A 22,728-nucleotide genomic window follows, 5' to 3' on the forward strand; every position below is an offset into this window, starting at 1 on the left:
TTCACTGCCCCGCCGCGATCAGATCCTGGAGCTCATCGGCATCGAACTCCTGCTCGATCAGCCTGATCGACACGACGCGCGCGAATGACGCGAGGTCGGGATGAACGAACAGATCTGACACCGGGATCGACACGCCGATCTCCTGCGACACCCGGCTAAGTACCCGGACCGCCAGCAATGAGTGTCCCCCGAGCTCGAAGAAGTGATCGTTGCGTCCGATCTGGTCGACGCCGAGCAGTTCGGCCCAGATCTTCGCCAGCGCGATCTCGATTTCGTCCTCGGGCGCCTCATAGCGGCGGTAGGCCTGGGCATCCTCGTGCGGCGACGGCAATGCGCGACGGTCGATCTTGCCATTGGGGGTCAGCGGCAATTGCTCGAGCACCATGATCGTCGATGGCACCATGTAGTCGGGCAGAATGGCCGACAGCGCATCGCGCAAGGCGCGGCCGTCAAGGGTCGGCTCGCCGCTCGCATAGGCGATCAACTGACGGCCGGTCCTGCCCTCGCGCGTCACCGCGGCGGCGGCGCGCACGCCGCGTTGCTCGAGCAGACGCGCCTCGATCTCTCCCAGTTCGATCCGGAAGCCGCGGATCTTCACTTGCTGGTCCGCGCGGCCGACATAGTCGATCACGCCGTCTGCCCGCCACCGCGCAAGATCGCCGGTCCGGTAGAGGCGCGCGCTCCTACCGCCGAACGGATCCGGGACAAACCGTTCCGCCGTCAGCGCGCCCCGGTTCAGATAGCCTCGCGCCAACCCAACACCGCCGATGAACAGCTCGCCGGTAACGCCAACGGGCACGATGTTGAGGTCGGCATCGAGAATGTAGGCGGACCTGATGCCAACGGGCCGCCCGATCGGGGCCGGCAGGCCCGGCGTCAACGCAGCGTCGTCGACGAGCCACGCCGTCGGCGCGATCACCGTCTCGGTCGGGCCGTAAGCATTGACCAGAAGGTCTACGTCGGCGGTCTGGCGGAGCGCTTTGATTCCGGTATCCGACCAAGCTTCGCCGCCGACAATGCAGGCCCTGATCGAAAGCCGGCGCCCACTCTGCCGCAACGCTGCGCTCATTTGATCCGCATAAGCTGGCGGCAGAAAGATCGACGTTACCGAGTTTCTTGCAATCTCATCGACGAGGTCGTCGATCAATAGACCTGGCCTGGACGGCAGCACGAGCGAGCCACCTGTCATCAGCGGCACCAGCCAGCGCTCGTGGGCAATATCGAAATTGATCGAGGCCGACTGGAACTCCCGGTCGCGGGAAGTCATACGGTACAACCGGCCGATCGCTTCGCAATGCATGGCCAGCGGCCCATGCGTTACCGCCACGCCCTTCGGCGTCCCGGTCGAACCCGACGTGTAGATGACGTAGGCCAGACTATCCTGATGAATCCCGACATTCAGATTGGCTGTATCTTCGCCGACGGGCCGCTGCGGCTCGTCGATGCACCAGGCCTCGACGCCGGTCTCGCGCAGCACCGGCGCGAGAGGTTCGAGCAGCGCGCTTTGCGTCAAGACCAGTGTCGCCGCGCTGTCGCGCAGCATGTAGGCGAGCCGCTCGGCCGGATAATCCGGATCAAGCGGCAGATAGGCGCTGCCTGCTTTCAGAACGGCCAGCAGCGCGACCATCATTTCAGGGCTGCGCGTCAAGGCGATGCCGGTCAGGCGATCCGGACCGGCGTTCCAAAGGCGAAGCCGTCGCGCTAGCTGGTTGGCCCGGGCGTTCAACTCGCCATAGCTCAGGCGCTGGTCGCCCCACACAATCGCAAGGGCAGAAGACGCCCGCGCGGCTTGCGCCTCGATATGCGCGACGACACCGACATATGGAGCACCTGCCGCCAAACGGCCGGCACCGCTCCATTCCAGAATTCGCCGGGCCTCGTCGCCGGCGGATAATCCGAGATCGCCGATCGGTCGCTCCGCATTGGCGGCGATCCGCTCCAGCAATCCATGCAGGATGTCCCGGAGGCGCCGGATGGCAACCTCGTCAAAGCGGGCGCGGTCGTAGTTGAACTCGAGATCGAGCCGCTCGCTTCCGGCGAACACGGCAACCGCCAGCGCATAATTTGTCGGCGTCACATGTTGCACCCGTCCCAGGCGCGGGCCGCTCTCCCCCGTTCGCCGCAGCGCCTCATCGATCGGATAGTTTTCGAACACCAGAATGCTATCGAACAGAGCCTGCCCGGCTTGGCCGGCGAGGCGCTGGATTTCGTAGAGCGGCGTCCAGCCATGCTCGCGTAGAGCGAGGTTCTGCTCCTGCAACTGACGCAGCCACTCACCGACACGCGCTTGCGGGCTAGGCGCGTCGACAATCGGCAACGTATTGATGAAGAGGCCCACCATCTCCTCGGAGCCCGGCAGGTCTGCCGGACGGCCCGACACGGTCACCCCGAAACAGACGGCGGCCTGCCCCGAATGCCGCCGCAACAACTGCGCCCACGCCGCCTGAACGAGCGTATTGAGCGTCACCCGCTCGCGCTTCGCAGATGCCTTCAGCCGTTCGGTCAACTCCGGATTCACCGAAAGCGCAATGCTGGCGTGTCCTTCCGCCTCTGATGCCTTGTTCGTAACCGGCGGACTCGCGAGCAGGGTCGGCGCTTCGAGCCCTGCCAAAGCGTCGCGCCAGAATTTCTCGGCGCCTGCGTGATCGCGACTTTGCAGCCATGCAATGTAGTCGCGATAGCTTCCCTGCACGGCCGGCGGTGTGCCCGCGCTCACATGCCGAAATACCTCCGCAACCAGCCGCGCCGAGCTCCAGCCGTCGACAAAGATGTGGTGATGGGTCCAGATCAGCCAGTGGCGCTTGTCGTCGAGCCGGATCAACCGCACCCGCTGCAGCGGCGGCTGAGAGACGTCAAAGCCGTTCTCGCGCTCCCGCCGCGACACTTCCGCCAGCGCGGCATCCAGTTCAGCGCGTCCGCCTTTGCGTTCCAGCGCTGCCGTCCGGTTGTGCCAATCCTCTTCGACGAACGGCACCCTCACGTGACGGTGCACGACCTGCTGGGCCGCGCCTGACACGTGCTGCCAGACAAAGCCGGTCCGCAGGGCGGCGTGCCGGTCACACACCGCTTGCCACGCGACTCGAAGCTTGTCGGCATCAAAGCCGAACAGCTCGAGCCCGACCTGGTTGACATAGGCATCATTGTCGCCATCGCGGACCGCGTGGAACAGCATGCCCTGCTGCATTGGCGAAAGCGGATAGATATCCTCGATGCTGCGGAGATCCAAAGTCGTTCCCAACCGATCGAGATCGGCCTGGTCGAGCCCGGACAACGCGACGTCCGAAGGCGTGAGACCAGATGCTCCGCTGCAGCAATGCGCCACCAGCTCGCGCAGGGCCATTTCGTAAAGTTTCGCCAGCCGCTCCACCGTCTCTCGCCGATAGCGCTTGCGTCCATATCCGAAGGACAGATGCAGACATCCCTCACGCACCAGACCGGTGATGTTGAGCCATCCCCGCAAGGGAGCGGCGGCGCTGCGCGACGCACCCGCGCTCTCGGGCGCGAATCCGAACAGCGAGGAAGCCCCCACGCTACCGTCGAAGCGACCGAGATAGTTGAAGACGACCTGCGGCTCCGCCAGTTGCGCCAGCGCGTTGCGCTGGTCCTCGGAGCCGAGATAGCGCAACACGCCGTAGCCAAGCCCACGGTTCGGAATCGCGCGAAGCTTTTCCTTCACCGTCTTGATCAGGGAGGCGTGGTCGTCCGACCCGCCTTGCAGCCGCACCGGGAAGGCTGTCGTGAACCAGCCGACCGTCCGGGAAACATCCGCTCCGGGAAATATGTCCTCGCGGCCGTGACCTTCGAGCTCGACCGTTACATCGTCGCGCTGGCTCCAGCGCGACACGGCACGCGCCAGGCTCGCCAGCATCAGATCGTTGATCTGCGTCCGATAGGCCGACGGCGCCTCCTGCAGCAGCCTCGACGTCACCTCGGTATCGAACACCAGTGACACCTCTTCGCCGTCACCGACCCGATCGACGCCGCCATGATCATCGTCGCATGGCAGATTTGGACCCGCCGCACAATCGAGCCAGAACGGCAGTTCGTCGGCAAGCTCCCTGGTCGCTGCATACGAATGCAACCGTTCGCCCCAGGTCGCGTAAGACTCGCTCTTCGGCGGCAGCGTCACGGCGGCGTCTCTCTTCAACTGGTCATAAGCTGAAGCGAGGTCTTCGAGCAGGACCCGCCAGGATACGCCGTCGACAACCAGATGATGGATAGCGATCAGCAGCCGCTGGCTGCCGTCCGCAAGGTCCATCGCCACCGCACGCAGCAAACGACCCGCGGACAGCGACAAGCTTTGCTGGGCGGCCGATGCAAGCGCGGTGACCTGTGTCGCGTCTTCGACATCGGTATGGATCCACAGCAACTCCGACGGCGGCGGCGGCGTGCTCTGCGCCGCGCGCCACGCGCCGTCGATTTGCGCGAACCGCAGGCGCAACGCATCGTGATGATCGACGATTATCGCCAGCGCACGCCGCAGCGTCTCCCAGTCCATCCGCGATTGCGCGGCCAGCAACACGGCCTGATTCCAGTGATCCCGGTAGCCGATGTCTTCGCTGAGAAAACGTGCCTGAATGGGCAGCAAATGACGCATGCCGGTTGCGGCATCGGTCGATGTCTTTGCGGCCGAACTCTCCTTCCTTGCTGACGGTGCTGCCGCGACGGCGGCGACGGCTGCCAATCCGGCCACCGTCTGCTGGCCGAAGACCTGCTTCGGCGTCAGGCGAATGCCGCGCTTGCGCAAGCGTGCGATGATCTGCAGGCTGAGAATGGAATCGCCGCCAAGCTCGAAGAAATTGTCGTTGCGGCCGATGCGTTCGCGACCGAGCACCTCACGCCAAACGGCCGCAATCTGTTCCTCAGTGTCTCCCAGCGGCGCGGAATAGTTCGCGGCCACCACATCTCCCACCGGCTCCGGCAGCGCCTTGCGGTCGACCTTGCCGTTTGGCGTCAGCGGCAGCCGCTGCAGAACAATGATGTGCGACGGCACCATGTATTCCGGCATTACCGCAGCCAATTGCTGCTTGATCACATCCGGCTTCGGCGTGGCGCCCATCGCGGGCACACAGTAAGCAACGAGTTCCTGGCGTTCGGCGCTATCGCCCACGGCGCGTGCGACAACCACCGCGTCGTCGATCCCCTGCAGCGCCTCGATCGCGCGCCTGACTTCACCAAGCTCGATGCGATAGCCGCGCAGCTTGATCTGATCATCACCACGGCCGAGGAATATCAGCCGGCCTGCCCGATCGCAGCGAACGCGATCGCCGGTGCGATACAGCCGCTCTCCGGCCGATCCAAACGGGTCCGGAATGAAGCGCTCGGCGGTAAAGCCGGCCTCGCCACGATAGCCCCGCGCGACGCCGGCGCCTCCAACATAGAGTTCGCCGGCTACGCCGATCGGAACCTCGTTGAGCGCATCATCCAGAACGTGCGCGCGCAGATTGGCAAGCGGCAAGCCAATCGGAACCGAACCTGTCTCGCCTTCAGGCTTACATTCGTGCGTGACCGCGCCAACTGTCGTTTCCGTCGGCCCGTAGTGATTCAGAATTCGGCATTGCGGCCGCAACTGCCGAATCTCGTTCAACAGCGCGGGATCGCTGGCTTCCCCACCGAGGATCAGCGCATCGCTCGGCAGGAGGTCGGCCGAGCCCGAAGCCTTTAACAGGCCTCGCAGATGGCTGGGTACGATCTTGAGAATGCCGACGTCGCGGTCCCGCATGGCTTTCGCGAACGCATCCGCATCGAACACCACTTCGGGCGGAAATAAATGCAGCGTCGCGCCGGAGGCGAGCGCACCGAACAGGACCGTGTGGCCGAGATCCGCCGCCACGGTCGAGACCATCGCCATGTTCGCCAGGTGCTGCGGCTGCAGGCGTTGCAGCAGGGCCTGCACGTAATTGGCCAACGCACCGTGCGAGACGGCAACGCCCTTCGGCGTCCCGGTCGATCCGGAGGTATAGATGACGTAAGCGGCCTGCGCCGGGTGGATCACATTATCGAGCGGTACGCTCGATGTGTTCCCGCGCGCAGCTTCGGCTTCAGCATCGAGCACGAGGCAATCGAGTGCACGCGCTTCCACCAGCTTATCGCCGGCTGCCAGCACGATATCGATGTCCCCGTCCTTCAGGATGCGCCTGATGCGCCCCAGCGGCCATTTCGGATCGAGCGGCACATAGGCGCCGCCCGCCTTCAGCACACCAAGCAGCGCGACAACGAAGGCCGGCGAGCGCTCGATCCACAGCGCAACCGGCACCTCGCGCGTCACGCCCTTGCTGGCGAGCATATGTGCGATGCGGTTCGATTTCCGCTCCAGCTCGGCGAACGTCAGCGTCTCGCTGCCGCACCGGATGGCAACCGCGGCATGGCGATCGATCGTCGACGCGCGATGAAGACCGACCACATCGGTGAATCCGAACACGGCTGCCTCGCTCGGCACCACCTGCCGGTTCGCATCGTCGATGACGAAGTCTGATATCCGCCGCTCCGCATCTTCGGCGATCTGGCGCAGCATCGAGCCGAATTGTGCGGCCAGCCGCGCGATCGTCGGGGAATCGAACAGATCGGTGGCGTAGTTGAACGTTGCCTTCATGCCGCCGACGCCATCGACGATGTCGAGCGCGAGATCGAAATGCGAACCCGCGAGGTCCATGATGTCGATCTCGGCCGTGAGCCCTTCGACGCCGTCGAACCCGCGCGGCGCCGTCATGTAGTTGAACTTGGCCTGGAACAGCGGATTGTGCCCACCGCTTCGTTCAGGGCGCAGCCCGTCGACAAGCATTTCGAACGGCAGATCCTGATGGGACAGCGCTTCGATCACCGCGTCCTTGACCTGCTGGAGCAGAGTCGGGAAGGTTGCGCCATCGGCAATCTCGGCCCGCAGCACCAGCGTGTTGACGAAGCAGCCAATCAGCCGCTCGAGCTGGGCGTGACGACGCCCCGCGACCGGCACGCCGACGCGCAAATCGCCCTGCCCCGCGTAGCGATACAACAGCCCCTGGTATGCCGCGAGCAGCAGCATGAAGACGCTCACGCGATGTTTTGCGGCGATCTCCCGCAATCGAGCGGCCAGCGCGCCGTCTATGGCAAGGCCGATCGTATCGCCGGCATGACTTTGCGTTGCGATACGCGGCCGGTCATGGGGCAGAGCCAGCACGGGGTGCGCGTCACCCAGCTTTGCGCGCCAATACGCGAGCTGCCGATCTCCCTCGCCGCAAGCGAGCCAGTTTCGCTGCCAGACGGCGAAATCCGCATACTGCATCATCGGCACCGGCGGCCGGCCTGCGTCCTGCCCGGTGCCGTTGCGGTAGAGTCCCGCCAGCTCTTCGAGCATCACGTCGAGCGACCATCCATCGACGACGATGTGATGAGCAAGCAGCAGCAACTCGTGCGCATCATCTGCGAACTGAAGCAACACCGCCCGCAATAGCGGCCCATTGACAAGGTCGAACGGTTTTCCGAGTTCGGATCGCCTGACTTCCGCCGCATGCCCGGCAGAAAGCCCCCGAAGATCCTGGTGCCTGATATCGACGGACAGAGCGTCGTGAATAATCTGTCTTGCGCGACCATCCGTTGCGACGAACGTGGTGCGCAGCACTTCGTGACGCTGAACGATCTCCGCAATCGCCTGCGACAAGGCGGTATGGTCGAGCTTTCCCTTGAGCCGGGTCGTGCTCGCGACCGTATAGGCCGTACCATCGGGGTCCAGATTCCAGAGAAACCACAGCCGCTCCTGCGCATGCGACAAGGCCACGCGATCGGCCGCCGCTGCCCGCTGGATCGGGAGAAGCGCCCTCTTCGCGCCCTCGCGCAACATGGCGTCGATATGATCAGCGAATGCGTCAAGCTTCGGCGCGTCGAAAAAGCTGCGCAATTCCAACTCGACGCCGAAGCGTTCGCGCAGCGCGGCGGCGATCTGGCCCGCCGCGATCGAGTTTCCGCCCAGCACGAAGAAATCGTCCTCGCGATGCACGGCCCGGACGCCCAGCGCCTCGCACCAGATCGATGCCAGCGCGCGCTCGGTGTCGGTTACGGGCGCCGTCAGCGTCGCGCCATCGCGGCGTCTGCCTCGCTCAAACACCATAAAGCTGTCGAGCGTGTTGTTGGCCCAGCCGGCGGCGCAGGCGGAGCGCTGCAGTTTTCCGCTCGTCGTCAGCGGCATCGCTTGCGGGTTCAACAGGACGATGATGGCCGGATATTCCTGCGCCTGCCGCAGCACGGCCTCGCCGATCGCTTGCGCAAGAGCCTCGGGATCGCTGCGCTTGAGAACGGTACGGCTGAACTCTGCCGCGATGCCGATGCTTTCCCGTCCATCGATCTCGACCGCAAACGCGGCAACCCGTCCGCTGCGGACGGTTTCGACCTCGGCTTCGACCGCCTGCTCGACGTCAGTCGGATATACATTCTGGCCGCGAACGATCAGCAGGTCCTTGAGCCGGCCCGTCACGATCAGCGTGCCGTCCTTGACGAAACCGAGATCTCCGGTACGCAGCCAACGCATACCATCGCGCTCGACGAAGGCTTTTTGCGTGGCTTCGGGATTGTTCCAGTATCCGAGCGCGACACTTGGGCCGGCGACCCAGATCTCGCCGATTTCGTCGGCCTCTGCCGCCATCGATCCATCAATGCGCATGATGCGCGTGACATGATTGGCGGCCGCCCGACCGCATGACACAAGGTCAGTGCCCTCGTCGGCTGTTGCGACGCGCCCCGCCGCAAGCGCCGCCGAATCGAGGGTATAGCTGACAGTTTTGGTCGAGAGGTCACCTGCCGTCACCAGCAGCGTCGCCTCGGCCAAGCCGTAGCAGGCGTTCAACGCTCGTCGATCGAACCCGGCCGGCTCGAATCGTTCCCCGAATCTGCGGAGCGTACTGCTGCGAACGAACTCCGAGCCTGAGAATGCAAACTTCCAGCGGCTGAGGTCGAGCCGGCCGATCGTTTCGCCGGAAATGCGGTCGGCACACAGCGCGAAGGCAAAGTCGGGTCCGCCACTGATCGTGCCGCCGTGACGATCGATGGCCTCAAGCCAGCGTCGCGGCCGCTCGAGAAAATGGCGCGGCGACATCAGGACGGCGGTAAAGCCGGTAAACAGCGGATTCAGCAATCCGCCGATCAGTCCCATGTCGTGATAGAGCGGCAGCCAACTTACGAAGACGTCGTCGAGCGTCCCTCGGGCCACGGCCTCGATGGCTTTCTCGTTGGCCGTCAGGTTTGCGTGCGAGACGCAAACGCCTTTCGGCTGCGAGGTCGATCCGGACGTGTACTGCATGAAGGCAACGGAATCCGCCTCCGGCATCGTCTCGCGCCACTCCGCTGCAAACGCCGCCGGTATCGCATCTACCGCGATGATCTCCACATTCGCCAGTTCGGGAAGTGCCGCTTCCACCGCGCCAAGCAGCATGGTTTCGGTCAGTATGAAGCGCGGCGTCGCGTCGCGCAGAATACCGTGGAGACGTCCCGCATAACGTTCGACGCCGCCCTCCGGCGGATAGGCCGGGACGGCGATCACACCCGAGTACAGGCACGCATAGAACGCCACGGCATAGTCGAGGCCGCTGGGCAGCAGGATCACCGCGCGCTCGCCCGCGCCGCCCAACTGCTGCAGCCGGGCTGCGACGGATCGAATCCGGGCGTCGAGACCGGCAAACGTCAGCTCTTCGGCGACGCTGTCTCCCTCCAGGAAGCGCAACGCGATCCCGTCCGGGCGTAACGCGGCGTGGCACCGTAGTCGTTCGACGAGGTTGTCTCTGTACATCTTCTCGAATCCAGTTCGCGCGCGACGACTATTCTCGTCGCCCGAAAATGCCGATCAGTTCTGCCGATGCGCTTCCGCCATCGCGACGATCACCTTGCGCGGCCCCTTGAACGGCGCGCGCGCATGCGCGGTGAGCATGTTGTCGAGCATCACCACATCGCCGGCCTGCCAGGGAAAGCTGATCTTGTGGGTTTCGAGAACGTTGCGGACGGTGGCGAGCGTCTCGTCGTCGATCGGCGAACCGTCGCCGTAGAAGACGTTACGCGGCAGTTCGGTCTCGTCGCCGACCACGTCGAGCAGACTCTCGCGCACTTCCGGCTCGAGATTGGAGACATGAAACAAATGGGCCTGATTGAACCAGACCCACTCTCCCGTCACCGGATGCCGTGCCGCCCCCTGACTGATCTGGCGCGTGCGAAGCTCGCCGTCTTCCTTCCATTCGCATTCGATGTCGTGCCCGGCGCAGTAGGCCTCGACCTCTGCCCTGGACTCCGTGCCGAACACCTGCTGCCAGTCGACGTCGAGCCCATTGCCGTAGTTCCGCACATACATCACGCCCTTCTCGGTGAAACGCTCCCGAATCGCCGGCGGCATATCGCGATAGATGGCGCGGCTGTCGGCGATCGGCGTTTCGCCGCCCTCCTGCGCCGGCTGCATGCAATAGAACCAGATCTTCATCGGCCAATCGCGCGTGTAGGCCTGCTCGTTGTGCAGCGGGATATGCTGGTGCGGCGGGTACTCCGTGGAGGTGTAGACGCCGGAGGTGACCTGCGAACGCGGGGTCGATCCGAACTCGTAGGTGAGCAGCGGATGACCGAAATCGGCCGCGAACGCCCGGAACGCGTCAGGGCCGTCGAGAGAGAAATCGCGAAACACGATGCCGCCGCAATCGGTCAAATGCCGGTCGATGGTGTCGCGCAGCATGGGAAGCGCCGCGCCAAGCGGCTGCCCGGCCTTGTCGGCCTTCAGCAACAACGGAAGACGCTTGCCTTCAATGAGTGGCTGGACGGAGAATACGCTCATGATCCTCGCTCCGATGCGAACCAATCGATCGCCCCGACCGCCGGGCCAGGGCCGACCCGATCAGGCCGAGCAGTTCGGCTTGCTGCGTGTGAATGAAGAAGTGATGGCCCGGCAGCACGTCGAGCGTGAATTCCGCCGACGTTTCCTGCCGCCAGGCCTGTAACGATTCGTGACTGGTCTCGTCGTCGGCGCCGCCGAAGACGTGCACGGGACACGACAACGGATGCCGCCGCCGATAGACATAGGCGCCGCACATCAAAAAATCGGCGCGGAGCACCGGCAATGCCGATCGCATCAGCTCCGCATTCGACAACGCCTCATCCGGCGTGCCCTGCAGATCGCGGAGTTCCTTCAGCAACGCCTCGTCGCTCAATGGCAGGCGCCATTTGCTGCCGTCTCGAACGGCCGGCGCCTCGGCGCCCGAGGCAAAGAGAATAGCCGGAGCAGGCGCGCCACGATCACGCAGGAAATGCGCGAGTTCGAACGCAATCAGCGCGCCGAGGCTGTGTCCAAACAGCGCGTAGGGCGCATCAAGCCGGGCGTGAAGTTCTGCAGCGAGCTGCCATGCAAGCGCGTGCGGGTCGGTCGCCAGCGGCTCGTCCATGCGTGCGCCGCGCCCGGGCCACTCCACCGGCCGGACATCGATCCATGACGGCAACAGCCTGCGCCACCGCGCATAGAACATGGCGCTGCCGCCGGAGTAAGGCAGACAAAGAAGCCGCATCGGAAGACAAGGCTCCGTTGGCTTAAGCCGACTTCTGCGGGGCCGTCTCGTCCATGAATTTGCGCAACGTTAGCGGGCGCATGTCGGTCCACACCTGCTCGATGTGTTCGAGGCATTCCTTCTTGCTGCCCGTCTTGCCCACTGCTTTCCAGCCGTCCGGAATTTCCTTGAACGTCGGCCAGATGGAGTATTGCTCTTCGTGATTGATGACGACGGTGAAGGTGACGTCGTCTCTGTCGAACACCATCATGGTTCGGTCCCTTCTTCAGTAAACGAAAGCAATGGAGTGTTGACTAGGTCAGAAGCAAATCATCGTCAAAGCAATATCGACGACGAAGTTTTTAATAGCTCCAAGTTGGCGATAGCGTGACACGATGCAACCTCCGCGCTTGCGCGGCCGACGCGCATGACAAGTGACTGATGGGCAATGCGATGCACAGTTTCTTGCAATTCTAACTCGCCAGGCGGGAACCTTTTCGATTTTCGAACTCGCACATCCAGCGCGCGACGATTCTTTCATCGCATTGTCGTCAATTTCGATCCGTCAGTTTTGCGACACCATCAGATCAAAGAAATGCCGCCGCGGATGAGATCCGCGGCGGCACGAATTGCAGGTGGCTAGATTGACGCGGCGTTCAGAAGTTGAATGTCGTTGATAAGAGATAAGTGCGCGGGGCGCCAAGGGATACGGCGCTGCTTACCGTGCGATAGGAGTTCCAATAAGCCTCGTTGAAGACGTTCTCTACATTGGCACGAATGACGATTGGCTTGCCGTTCCAGGGTGACAGGAAGGTGTAGCGCGCACCGAGGTCGACCCGCGTCCATGCCGGCAGCTCCTGCGTATTCGCATCATTGGCATAACTCTCGCTGGTGTGGATGACCCGGCCCGTCAGCGTAAGCCCGTTCACGAAGGGAGTGTCCCATTCGGCGCCAAGATTGAGATTCAACGCCGACACACCCACTGGTACCTTGCCATTGAAGTTGAAGATCAACGATCCAGCCGAGGTCGATTGCTTGATCACTTCGCCGTCGATGAGAGTCACGCCGCCCAGGATCCGAACCGTCGGCGAAATCTCGCCGAAAGCATAGAGCTCTACGCCACGATTTTGCTGCTCGCCGGCAAGACGCCTTGCAGGTAAAGTCTGTCCAGGCACGGCGACCGCTATCGTGTTCGGACTGGTGATATCGAACCAGCTCGCGGTGACCGTGACGCGACCCATATCGACCTTGACGCCGGCTTCCTTCTGTTTGGTTTGCGCGGGCGGAATGATCTCTCCGACATTCGAGTACGTTGTGGCTCCGGTGACAACCTCCGGCGCCTTGAGACCTTCAATGTAGTTCGCGTAGAGCGAGACGTTCTCCAGCGGCTTCACGATTACTGCATAACCGGGACTCCAGGTCGGCACATCGACGCTCGATTTGGCGGCGGTCAGAAGATTTAGGCTGTCCACACCCGCTGTCTGTCGTCTGGCCCCGACGATGAGTTGAAGCCTGTTGTTGAACATCGACATCGTGTCGGCGATGCCGACACTGGTAAGCTTCGTCCGTGTTTCCAGATTTTGAGCGACGGTGGCGAAGTTCGGGTAAGGGATCGCGACCGGGTTGTACAGGTTTGAAGAGACGGCCGCGCCTGCCTTGCCGAATGAGCTATAGTCTCGTTCGAAGGCCGAGTAGTTGACAGTCAGAAGGTGGTTGATGGGGCCAGTGTCGACAGAGGCGCGAATGCCGACCTCACCCACGTAGTTGTCATAGACGTCGCGTCCATTGAAAGGAGCGGCTGTCCAGTTGCCATTGGCGTTTGTGATGCGTGGCGACGGATAGATATAATCGATCTCGCTCCTGTGGTATCCAACCGCGCCATATGCAGTAACCGACTCGGTCAGATCGACTTCGCCGCGCGTCATCGCAAACGCATCCCTCGGTTTCCATGTCGCCCAGTCCGGCATGTAGTTGGTGCCGGGCTTCGGCAAGGCCGGAACCGGAATGGTGGTGGAAAAAGGAGGGCTGGTGGTGAACGTCAGAAACCGAAGCGGCGGATTGAGATTTTCGGCCTGGTAACCGATATCCGTGGAGAAGCGCACACGCTCGCCGCGGTAGTCCAGATTAAGCACGGCATTGCCGAACTCGGAGGTCTGCCGGTCATATGCGGTCGATCCACCTCGTCCCAGGCCGTTGAACCGGATTCCCCATTCCTTGTTTTCACCGTAGCGGCGGGCGACATCGGCCTGCATTCCGAACTGCGACTTTGATGCATAAAGTGCGGTCAGTTGCGTGATGTCGAAGTAAGGAGCGCTCCTCGTCACGAGGTTGATGCTGCCTCCGACGGCGCCTGCGGGCGGCATGCCGTTGAGCAGTACGCCCGGTCCCTTCAGAACCTCGACACGCTCGAGGAAATTCGCCGATGTTGAATAGAACGGCGCCATTCCATAGAGGCCGTTCATGGAATAGTCGCCGCTGTCGTGGTAGAAGCCCCTGATGTAGAGGCCGTCGATGCCGTTGCCGGCAGGCGTCTTCATCCGGACCGAAGGATCGTTGTACAGGACATCGCCGACGGTGCGTGCTTGCTGGTTCTGCATCAGCTCCGCAGTATAGCTAGTCTGGCTGAACGGCGTGTTCATGACGCCGCGATTGCCGAGAAATCCAAGCCGAGCCCCCGTCGCCACCTGTCCGCCAGCATAGGGCGCGGGCGGCGCCCCGACCGTTCCAGTCGAAGGCGTCACATACGGAACCGGTTCGACCCGACGCGGCGCAGGCGCAGCGACGCGCCGCTGCACGCGCGACGTCGACGTTTGCGTTCTCCGTGCTGCCGCGGGCCGCGCGCGTTGCTGGCTCGGAGCATCGACGGTGACGGGTGGCAGGTTCTGCGCGAAGGCGCTCGAGCCACCGGCAAAATCCAGAGAGAGCGCAAGATAGCTCACCGCTCCCAGCGAAACAGCGCGCATAACATTTCTGGCAGCGACTCGATGCGTCATACTTCCACCCCAAAAGCCCACAAGCAGGTTCCGGCTCGTTCTAACTTCTGAGGTGGAAACGGCGAGTAGAAGCCATCTAAGGTAACGAAGCGTGCACATAACGGATTGCATTAGTGGCGATGAGGCAACACCTCACACTTTTCAAATCGTTCTAAACCGCATGAAATTTTTAAGCGTTCTAATTTTCGAAGCTGAACGCGAAAGCGTCGGCCGAGTCGTGATGTGTGCAGCGGTATCTGGAAAATGATTCGTCCCACATCAACCCAACAGATTGCGCAACGTGCGGATGAAGACCCGCGAGCCGACTTCGATCAGTTCGTCCGGAAAATCATAGTCCGGCGCATGCAGGCCGGCATGATCCACGCCTGCGCCCAGGAAAAACATCGCAGATTTCGCTTGCCGGTTAAACAGGCCGAAATCCTCAGAGCCGCGCAGCGGCAGCCCCCGCGCGGAGTGCGCGATGCCTTCGGCATCAAGCGCCTTCTTCAGGTGAATGACGGCCTCCGGCGCGTTCATGCAGTGAGCGAAGACGTCGCGATAGGCGATCTCCACTCTCAGCCGCTCGTCTTCGGCAACGCGCCGAACCAGGCTCTCAGCCTGCAAGCGGATGCTTTCCATCTTTGCATCCGTCAGCGGTATGAGCGTCAACCAAAGCTCGGCATGACCCGGCGAGATTCCAAACGCCGGCTCGCCCAGCCGCGCGTGGGTGACCGTGACCATCGAGAATTCGCAGGTGAGCTCGCCGCCCTGTCCCAGCGCAGGGATTTCGTTCAGCAGCCGGACCATGGCGGCTTGCGGCGAAACGCCGAGCTCAGGATTCGACGCGTGCGCTGTTCGGCCGAACAATGCGATCTGCATGCCGCGCGAAGCGCAATTGACCAGGCCTTCTGCGATAGTAACTTCGCCCAGCGCAAGGCCCGGCAGATTGTGCAAGGAAAACACAAAGTCCGGCTGGAGCTGCTGAAATTTTTCGTCGGCAAGCACGGAAGCCGCGCCCGATCCATCCTCTTCAGCGGGTTGGAACAGCAACACGGCCCGCCCGCAGCGCGGACGCGTTCGGCAGAGATCGCGCGCCACGGCTGCCAGGATCGTCATATGACCGTCATGGCCACAGAGGTGCGCTTTTCCCGGCACCTCGGACCGATGCGGAATCGCGGATGTCTCTTGAATCGGCAGTCCGTCCAGTTCGGCCCGAAGCATGATCGTCGGGCCGGGCGTCCTCCCGTGATAGATCCCGGCCACGCCATGCCCGCCCAATTCCGTGACAACCTTGTCAGCCCCGGCTGCCCTGAGAAACGCCTGTACTCTTTGCGCCGTGTCCTTCTCCTGCCCCGACAATTCCGGCCTGCGATGCAGTTCGCGGCGCCAGGAAACCAATTCCGCGAGGTCCTGTTCGCGCAAGAACATGAGCTATCCCCGGGGTTCGTGACCATTGAGACGATATGGCGGACGTTGAAAAATTCATCGATCGTACGCAATCTGATTCAACCTCTCCTTCGAGATGTTCCAAACGAATCGTAAGCCGTCAAACCATTGCGCAGGGAATGCCGGAATGCTCCGGCTGTACCTGTATGCTCGTGTGCGCATCTCTTAGCGCTTATTGCACACGAGACCGCGGGTGCGAGCCGGCACCCGGCATTCCCTGCACTCTCCCTTTTCGAGGGTGAGACTGGCAAGCCCCGGACGCCATGCGCCGCGGGAACGCACATCTATGTTCGGCATTGGAAGGGGAATCCGCGGTTGACTCGGGAACCGCCAGCAATCAGAAAAAGCCCTGTAAATGAATGGCAACGATAGTTGGTCGGAGTGGCAGGATTCGAACCTGCGACCCCTGCGTCCCGAACGCAGTGAGCATCTTCCATGTTATTGATTTTTCTGCCGTGACAGACGTTTCCGTCGCGTTGGTTCACGGTCGTTTCAACCAATTCGTTGCGATTTCGTTGCGGCGTTCTTGAGGAGAACAGGTGCTCGGAGTCGGCGGCTCATTGTGTACGCAGAGGCCTGGACCTTGTGGCTGCTCGGGCGTCGACACGATTGCCGATACGCCGCCTGCTGCAGCATCGACGTGAGCATCCAGCGTGATCCCGCCGAAGCCGAATTGCAGGTGGGATCAACGCGGTACCGGGCGGACCTGAGGCAAGACCGAAGACCCGATCGCGCCGACATGACGTTGGAGCGGATGACACAGGATGGAATCGAGCTGGCGGAGTATCTGCGAGCCCATTTGCACAAGCACAGGATTGGCTATTCCTGGGGTTCATCCCTGGGAGTTCATATCCGTTCAAGGAACGCCCTGATTTGTTTTATCCTATGTCGGCACGTGCCAAGTCGTTGGAAGGGCGACCTTCGAGAAGGCGTTCGAGCTCGTCATCGCTCGCCTGCAAGCACTGGCAAGGTCCGCAAACAACGCGGAGGCTCTGGCGGAGCTGGCGCCGATCGCTTCGCGACCCCCGTCAACGAACAAAATCATCGCGTCATGGAAAAATGGAGCAAGGCCCTGGCGGCTGCCCCCGGTCGACGGCTTTGACCTGGTCGGCCCGGTGTCGCCGCCTTTCATGCCGGATTATTCCCTGCTTGACTGGTATTATTGGAATAGGGAGATCGCGCTTTACTGGAATTGCAATCCTAGGGCACAACAATAGCAACGAGACGCGGCGGCGCCGATTTATTTGGAACGTGGTCTGCTGGTTACGCCTCGCTTCAAACCCAAAACTGGCAGAATTGGGATGGACTCACGGCTTTCGGTTTACCAATCGGGACTCGACTTGCTACTCTCCAGCTTGTTGGCAGACACTGACATTTTCCTTCGCCGGCAAACCTTTGACTTCCCGGCTTCATCCGCCATCGGTACCGGACACCCCCCTAGCTAATTCTGCGCGGTACTGATGGCCGAAGGCGCATCGAAGCGCAACGAGCTGCGGCGGCGGCCAGACGCCTGGTCGATTTCGGACCACGTTTTATGACCTTTAGCCATGGCCTATCGTACGCCGAGTATGCAACCCAACGCCTGAGACCGTCCCTGGATTGGCTTCTGGAATAGGGTTGCCGTTACGCTATCAGGCCCGCTCGAACCCAATTGGAACCTTCGATGTCACGCAAACATTGATCAAGGGGCACTTCCAAACGGGGCTACAGGAGAAGTTATGGCAAAACGAGCGAAGAAGCGAAACTCGGCGGCGCGTCGCCCGAGTCGACCGCAGAAGAAGCTGAGCGACCTCTTCCACGAGACGCTCAAGGACATCTACTTCACTGAGAATAAGATCATCAAGACATTGCCCAAGATGGCGAAGGCGGCACAATCCAAGGAGTTGGCTGCAGCTTTTAATAAACACCTTCGGGAGACCCAAGGTCAGGTCAAACGCCTCGACCGCGTCTTCCGTATCATCGGCAAGCCCGCCCGCGGAAAGCCTTGTGAGGCGATCAATGGCATCGCTGATGAGGGTGCGGAAATCATGAAGGAATTTCGTGGGATGCCTGCTCTCGACGCCGGACTTATCGCTGCCGCCCAGGCGGTCGAGCACTACGAAATTTCCCGCTACGGCACCCTTCGTACCTGGGCTGAACAGCTCGGCATGTCCGATGCCGCACGTCTACTTCAGGAGACGCTGGATGAGGAGGAAGCAACCGACAAGACGCTGACCGAGCTTGCGACGTCAGTGATCAACCTCCAAGCGGAGCAAGAGCAAGCGGAGGCTGCCTGACCAGGGAAGCCCGCGAAATCATGGGGCGCCGAGCGCTGGTTACATTGGCCTCCGAGGCCGCGCCGGCTCGGTGTCTTGCACCAAGGATGCCGTGGAACGACCGCGTTCGGCTAATGTTTGACAGGCGGAACACACTGACGTTCAAGCAGTAGAGCTCGCGATCAAGGCACACGTCTGGCACGACTCCACGGACATCCGGCTAGCCGAATCAGTGGCGACGATACTGGCGTGGCTGCTGCTCGCATCGTATGAGCACTTCGCCAGATGCTCGGGATCGAATGGCGGTATCAAGCTCAACTGGCACGCCGGCGTGTGTTATCTGCCCGCCAGGTCTGCGCCGGTCCAACGGTATCGGCCGTGCGAGCACCACGAGCTCCCATTGGTTCGGCCGCTCCCGTCGTCGTGTCGCGTGCGGTCTGGTGCTCCATTTCGGCGTTGAGTTCGGCCCCGATCAGGATCACGATCGCAGACAACCAGATCCAGGTCATGAAGCCGATGACCGCGCCCAAGGAGCCGTAGTTCCGATTGAAGCTCCCGAAATTCGCAGCGTACCACGAGAACAGCATGGAGGCCGCAATCCACGCGAAAGCGGCGAAGGCGCTCCCCCACGTGATCCACTGCCATCGCGGTTTCTCGCGGGATGGTGCGTAGCGATAAACAAACGCAAGCGCGAACGTGACAACAGCGAACAGCAGCGGCCAGCGACCGGCCCACACCAGAAATTCTGTGAACTCCGATAAGCCTAGATAATTGAGTGCGGACGGCAGAACGACCAATGCGGCGATGGCCACGAGCACGAAGACGATGCCGGCCGCGGTTAACGCAAGCGAGATGGCGTTCAGCTTGATGAAGCTTCGCGCCTCTGTTTCGGCGTAGACGATGTTGAGGGTGTTGAAGACCGACTTCATCGCCGCGTTCGCGCTCCACAGGGATACGGCAAGCCCGACGATGAAGGTCAGCCCGAGCGTGCTGCCGCGCCGGGATGTGACCCGGGTGAGTTCGTCCGGATGACGTCGATCGCGCCGCCTGGCAGCAAGCCCGACAGTTGCTCCAGATGAACAGTGAGCGTTGGGGGTCCGAGAACAGCCCATAGACGGCAACCAGGGCCGCGATGGCAGGAAATATGGCCAGCAGAGTGTAGAACGTCACGCCGGCGGCCAGAGCAATGATCCGGTGTTCGGAGATATTGTGCAAAACCCGGAGCAGAATGTCCTTCCATCCGCGCGCCGAAATCTCCGAGGGCGCGCTTGCGAGACGGCCGCGCCCTTCATCCGATGCCGGGAGCCTTCGCGTGTGATCGACTGGTACCGACGAAAACCGCCGCGGCCGAAAGCCGGCTACGAACAATGCTACGGTGGTCACGGTAGCCCAAATCGGCGGGCGGTCGTCTATCCGAGGAAGTTGCCCTTGGTCAGAGGGGCGCATTTTCAGCTTTCCAGGGTTGTCCTTTCCATTCGGGATCGGCGTGTTGCTCGGGCGCCAAGCTGGCTTCATGGGCTTTGGCGTGTCCGGCCATCTCGTCCTTCGATCCGCCCTCCTCCATCCCCGCCATCTGTTGGGCTTCGTCCTGGACCGCCTCAACGACGCGCTCGCCGGCCTCCTTTACGCCTTGGCATTGCTCAGACGCAACGTCTTGGGCGCGTTCCTTCACGCGGTCGCTTGTCCGCCCCATCAGCTGATTTTCGGTGTCGGTCGGTGGCAGCAAAGCCCCGATCGCAACTCCAAGCCCGGTCAGCATCAGCGGCTGTTCGCGGCAGAGATCGACAAAAGTGCTGCCCGTCTGCCAGGTCCGTTGTCCCACGGCTTTCGTTGATTCCGAGAGGGTGGAGGCCGTTCGGCGTGCACTGTCGGCGGCCGCTTCGTAGCCTGCGGCTGCGGAGCGCTGCACGGAATCGGTCATAGCGCCGGCAGTATCTCGCATTGCGTCGGCGGCATCGGAGGTGGCCTGCTGCGCCAATCCAGCCACCGAGCCGGCGGCTTCCCGTATGCTCCCCGCCTCGGTGGCGGACTGTCTGGCGCGCTCGGCGGTCGAGTTGAGGCTCGCGCCCGTCTCCTTGCCGAGCCTGGAAGCCGCATCGCCCCATTCGCTGCTCCTGCCGGATGCAGTCCTGCTGGCGCTATCGGTCGCGCTGCGCATGCTGTCCGCCGCATCCCCCGCTGCATTGCGCAGACGGTCTGCGGTGCCGCGCATCAAGCCGCCGGCCGAAGCCCCGCGCGAGCCCAGCATGAGTCACGCCAAGCCGGCTCCGATCAGCATCACCGGAAGCGGATTGTTGACGGTCTGGTCCTTCAAGTTCCGCGTGAAGGCTGCGCCAGCGCCCTGGCTGACGCGGTCGGCTAGTCGGTCGAGCACGTGTCCGGGAGTCATGCACGCGCGCAGCTCGTCCAGGGTGCTCGATATCTCCGCTCGGGTCTGTTCAGTCTCTCGTTCAAGCTGCTCGACGTGGCTCATGGTCCTGTCTCACTTGTTCCTTTGCCACCGATGCATCCCGCTGGAGCTGGTGGACGGTTTTGCTCGGTGCGATGTTCTCGATCTTCAGCCGACTGATGCCGACCAGCAGGAGGACGATCCCGACGATCAACACCGCTCCCCCGACCAGGAGAGCGGACCAATAGGACACTATGCCGTAGCGGTCGGTGAGCGCGGCGACCCCCGCCTGAAGCAGGATGACCAGGGCGGGGATCAGGAGGACGGCGCCTCCGACGATCAGGCCGAGACCTCGCCCGATGCTGAGCATGTTGTCCGACATCTCCGCGCGGGCGAGCTGGGTCTCTTTGCGCAGCAGCGTCGCCAGTTGGGAGAAGAGATCGCCGATGATGTCAGGTACCGATCTCGCATGGTTCGAAAAGGGCATGACGTCTCTCCTCAGGGTCGATTGTCGACGGAACTCTTGAGAAAGCGGGAAATCGCGAATCCCGCGAGCACCGCGCCGCCGAAGACGGCGAGAGGCTCCTTGCGCCAGAAATCGTTGAACGTCCTTATCATATCCTCGACGTTGCGCTGTCGAAGCGCACCAGCTCCCTCTTCGAGCCGCGAAGCCGCGGCGTGTACGAACTCGGCGGCCTTCGGCAACTGCTGCCCAAGCTCTTCGGCCGCGCCATGGACGGCTTTGGCCATCTCCTCGACTTGGTTCGCGCCGGTCTGTTTTTTCCGCTCGGCAACCTGTTCGGCTTCGGCCATTGCGTCTGCTGCTTGCATGCGAATCCCTCCACTGTACGCTCAAACCTCTGCGGTTCGAGCGCATGCATTATCCCCTTTCTTTCTAGCGGTTGGCGATGCCGCCGAAACACTTCGTGGCCTACTGCCGCAACTTCACCAGAAACCCGCGGGAGATTGGCGCAAGACCATCGAAGCCAACGTCAGATATTGGTGGAAGGCGCTGGAAGCCCGTGCCCGCCAGCCGGCCGAGCCGGTCAATCCGCAATGCGTAGGCTGGGAATTGTCGCCGCGACTGCCGGAAGGCGCGATCATTACGAGCGATTCCGGCTCGTGCGCCAACTGGTTTGCGCGCGACTTGAAAATGCGCCGGAGCATGAAAGCCTCCCTGTCGGGCGGGCTCGCGTCGATGGGCGCCGCTGTGCCTTATGCAATCGCCGCCAAATATGCCGATCCGGATCGCCCCGTCATCGCGTTGGTCGGCGACGGCGCCATGCAGATGAACAACATGGCCGAGCTGATCACCGTGGCCAAATACTGGCGGGAATGGGAAGACCATCGCTGGATTGTCTGCGTCTTCAACAACGAGGATCTCAATCAGGTCACCTGGGAGCAGCGGATCATCAATGCAGATCCGAAGTTCGAAGCGTCGCAGCGGATCCCAAATGTTTCCTATTCGCGGTTCGCCGAATTGATCGGGCTGTACGGCATCTATGTTGACCGACCCGAGCAAGTTGGACCAGCCTGGGACCAGGCCTTGGCCAGCAAAATTCCGGTGGTGCTGGAGGTAAAGACGGATCCCGAAGGACGCCGCGCTGCGCGGCTTCCTGAAGCGGATGCAGCATGCCCGGCGCATTGGTGGTGGTGTTGTGGCCGAAGAAGAAGATGCAGTCGGGCACCCGGGGCAAATGCCTCCAGAAGAAGGCGCTCATCTTCAATCTGGGAAAGCGCCATGCACGGATCGACTAGCAGGGTGGCATGCTGCGGCGCCGCAGTCTAACCTTTCGCCAGCAACTGCTTGAGATAAAGCAGCCCATCAAAGGTGAGCTTGGTTTCTCTGGTCTCTCCCCTCGCCACTTCGGCTTCCAGAAACGTCTCGAGATCGGGAAGCGCGCGATCGAATTTCTCCGCGATGCCCATCATCGCGCAGGTCTCTCTTATACGACCGATCGGCTTTTCCAGGACGTCGATTTCAACCATTCGCGTAAAATTCATTTCGATGGGCTTAGTTGCGACGGTCAGCGCGAAATCCACTGGCATTTCGAAAAGATAATTTGGATGACGGCAGACGGCGGCTGGCTAGAGTTTCATGTCATCAGCGCCGGACAGCAAGCAAAGTTCCAAAATGAGGACATACATGGCACCGTGCGCGTTCGATGCAGCAGCCTGAACGCAAA

12 protein-coding genes and 2 pseudogenes are annotated in these 22,728 nt (G+C 62.2%); 2 read left to right on the forward strand and 12 right to left on the reverse strand.

Annotated elements, in window-relative coordinates; translation table 11 throughout:
- Position 1 precedes the first annotated feature (1 nt).
- The 6 genes from CQ13_RS14020 to CQ13_RS14045 all read right to left on the reverse strand — a co-directional run bounded on the left by CQ13_RS14020 (position 2) and on the right by CQ13_RS14045 (position 15,880).
- Complete coding sequence (locus CQ13_RS14020; protein ID WP_057843430.1) at positions 2–9,754, reverse strand: non-ribosomal peptide synthetase; 9,753 nt, start codon at positions 9,752–9,754, stop codon at positions 2–4.
- 54 nt (positions 9,755–9,808) lie between these two features.
- Entirely contained in the window at positions 9,809–10,777 is a 969-nt protein-coding gene (locus CQ13_RS14025; RefSeq protein WP_057843431.1) for a TauD/TfdA family dioxygenase, read from the reverse strand.
- Positions 10,746–11,501 (reverse strand): thioesterase II family protein, encoded by a 756-nt coding sequence (locus CQ13_RS14030; RefSeq protein ID WP_082637453.1) that lies wholly within the window; start codon positions 11,499–11,501, stop codon positions 10,746–10,748. Before CQ13_RS14030 ends, CQ13_RS14025 begins: the two co-directional genes overlap by 32 nt.
- Before the next feature lie 22 nt (positions 11,502–11,523).
- Positions 11,524–11,751 (reverse strand): MbtH family protein, encoded by a 228-nt coding sequence (locus CQ13_RS14035; protein ID WP_057843433.1) that lies wholly within the window; start codon positions 11,749–11,751, stop codon positions 11,524–11,526.
- A gap of 385 nt (positions 11,752–12,136) precedes the next feature.
- Positions 12,137–14,473: a TonB-dependent receptor gene (locus CQ13_RS14040; protein ID WP_057843434.1), complete on the reverse strand. Its 2,337-nt coding sequence runs from the start codon at positions 14,471–14,473 to the stop codon at positions 12,137–12,139.
- A 258-nt stretch (positions 14,474–14,731) separates the two neighbouring features.
- Entirely contained in the window at positions 14,732–15,880 is a 1,149-nt protein-coding gene (locus tag CQ13_RS14045; RefSeq protein ID WP_057843435.1) for an amidohydrolase, read from the reverse strand.
- Positions 15,881–17,616: 1,736 nt separating this feature from the next.
- Here CQ13_RS14045 and CQ13_RS14055 point away from each other — a divergent pair.
- Positions 17,617–18,174 carry a YciE/YciF ferroxidase family protein gene (locus CQ13_RS14055; RefSeq protein WP_057843437.1) on the forward strand — a complete coding sequence of 186 codons (558 nt, stop codon included), beginning with the start codon at positions 17,617–17,619 and terminating at the stop codon, positions 18,172–18,174.
- A 293-nt stretch (positions 18,175–18,467) separates the two neighbouring features.
- On the opposite strand, the pseudogene CQ13_RS40975 reads toward CQ13_RS14055, so the two are convergent.
- The 5 genes and pseudogenes from CQ13_RS40975 to CQ13_RS44405 form a co-directional block, all read right to left on the reverse strand.
- A pseudogene (locus CQ13_RS40975) lies at positions 18,468–19,599 on the reverse strand (YihY/virulence factor BrkB family protein).
- Positions 19,586–20,401 (reverse strand): hypothetical protein, encoded by an 816-nt coding sequence (locus CQ13_RS14065; RefSeq protein WP_057843439.1) that lies wholly within the window; start codon positions 20,399–20,401, stop codon positions 19,586–19,588. Before CQ13_RS14065 ends, CQ13_RS40975 begins: the two are co-directional and overlap by 14 nt.
- 3 nt (positions 20,402–20,404) lie before the next feature.
- The gene (locus CQ13_RS14070; protein ID WP_057843440.1) at positions 20,405–20,626 is read right to left on the reverse strand and encodes a DUF3618 domain-containing protein; all 222 of its coding nucleotides are present in this window, start codon (positions 20,624–20,626) and stop codon (positions 20,405–20,407) included.
- Entirely contained in the window at positions 20,604–21,029 is a 426-nt protein-coding gene (locus tag CQ13_RS44400; RefSeq protein WP_057843441.1) for a phage holin family protein, read from the reverse strand. The genes CQ13_RS14070 and CQ13_RS44400 overlap by 23 nt, the downstream gene beginning before the upstream one ends.
- Before the next feature lie 11 nt (positions 21,030–21,040).
- Complete coding sequence (locus CQ13_RS44405) at positions 21,041–21,355, reverse strand: hypothetical protein (RefSeq protein ID WP_057843442.1); 315 nt, start codon at positions 21,353–21,355, stop codon at positions 21,041–21,043.
- 88 nt (positions 21,356–21,443) lie between these two features.
- Here CQ13_RS44405 and CQ13_RS14085 point away from each other — a divergent pair.
- Positions 21,444–22,136, forward strand: a pseudogene (locus tag CQ13_RS14085) (thiamine pyrophosphate-dependent enzyme); the annotation flags it as partial.
- 191 nt (positions 22,137–22,327) lie between these two features.
- Here CQ13_RS14085 and CQ13_RS14090 read toward each other — a convergent pair.
- Positions 22,328–22,585: a hypothetical protein gene (locus CQ13_RS14090; RefSeq protein WP_197427334.1), complete on the reverse strand. Its 258-nt coding sequence runs from the start codon at positions 22,583–22,585 to the stop codon at positions 22,328–22,330.
- Between the last annotated feature and the right edge of the window lie 143 nt (positions 22,586–22,728).

This window comes from Bradyrhizobium retamae (genome assembly GCF_001440415.1).
Lineage (GTDB): Bacteria > Pseudomonadota > Alphaproteobacteria > Rhizobiales > Xanthobacteraceae > Bradyrhizobium > Bradyrhizobium retamae.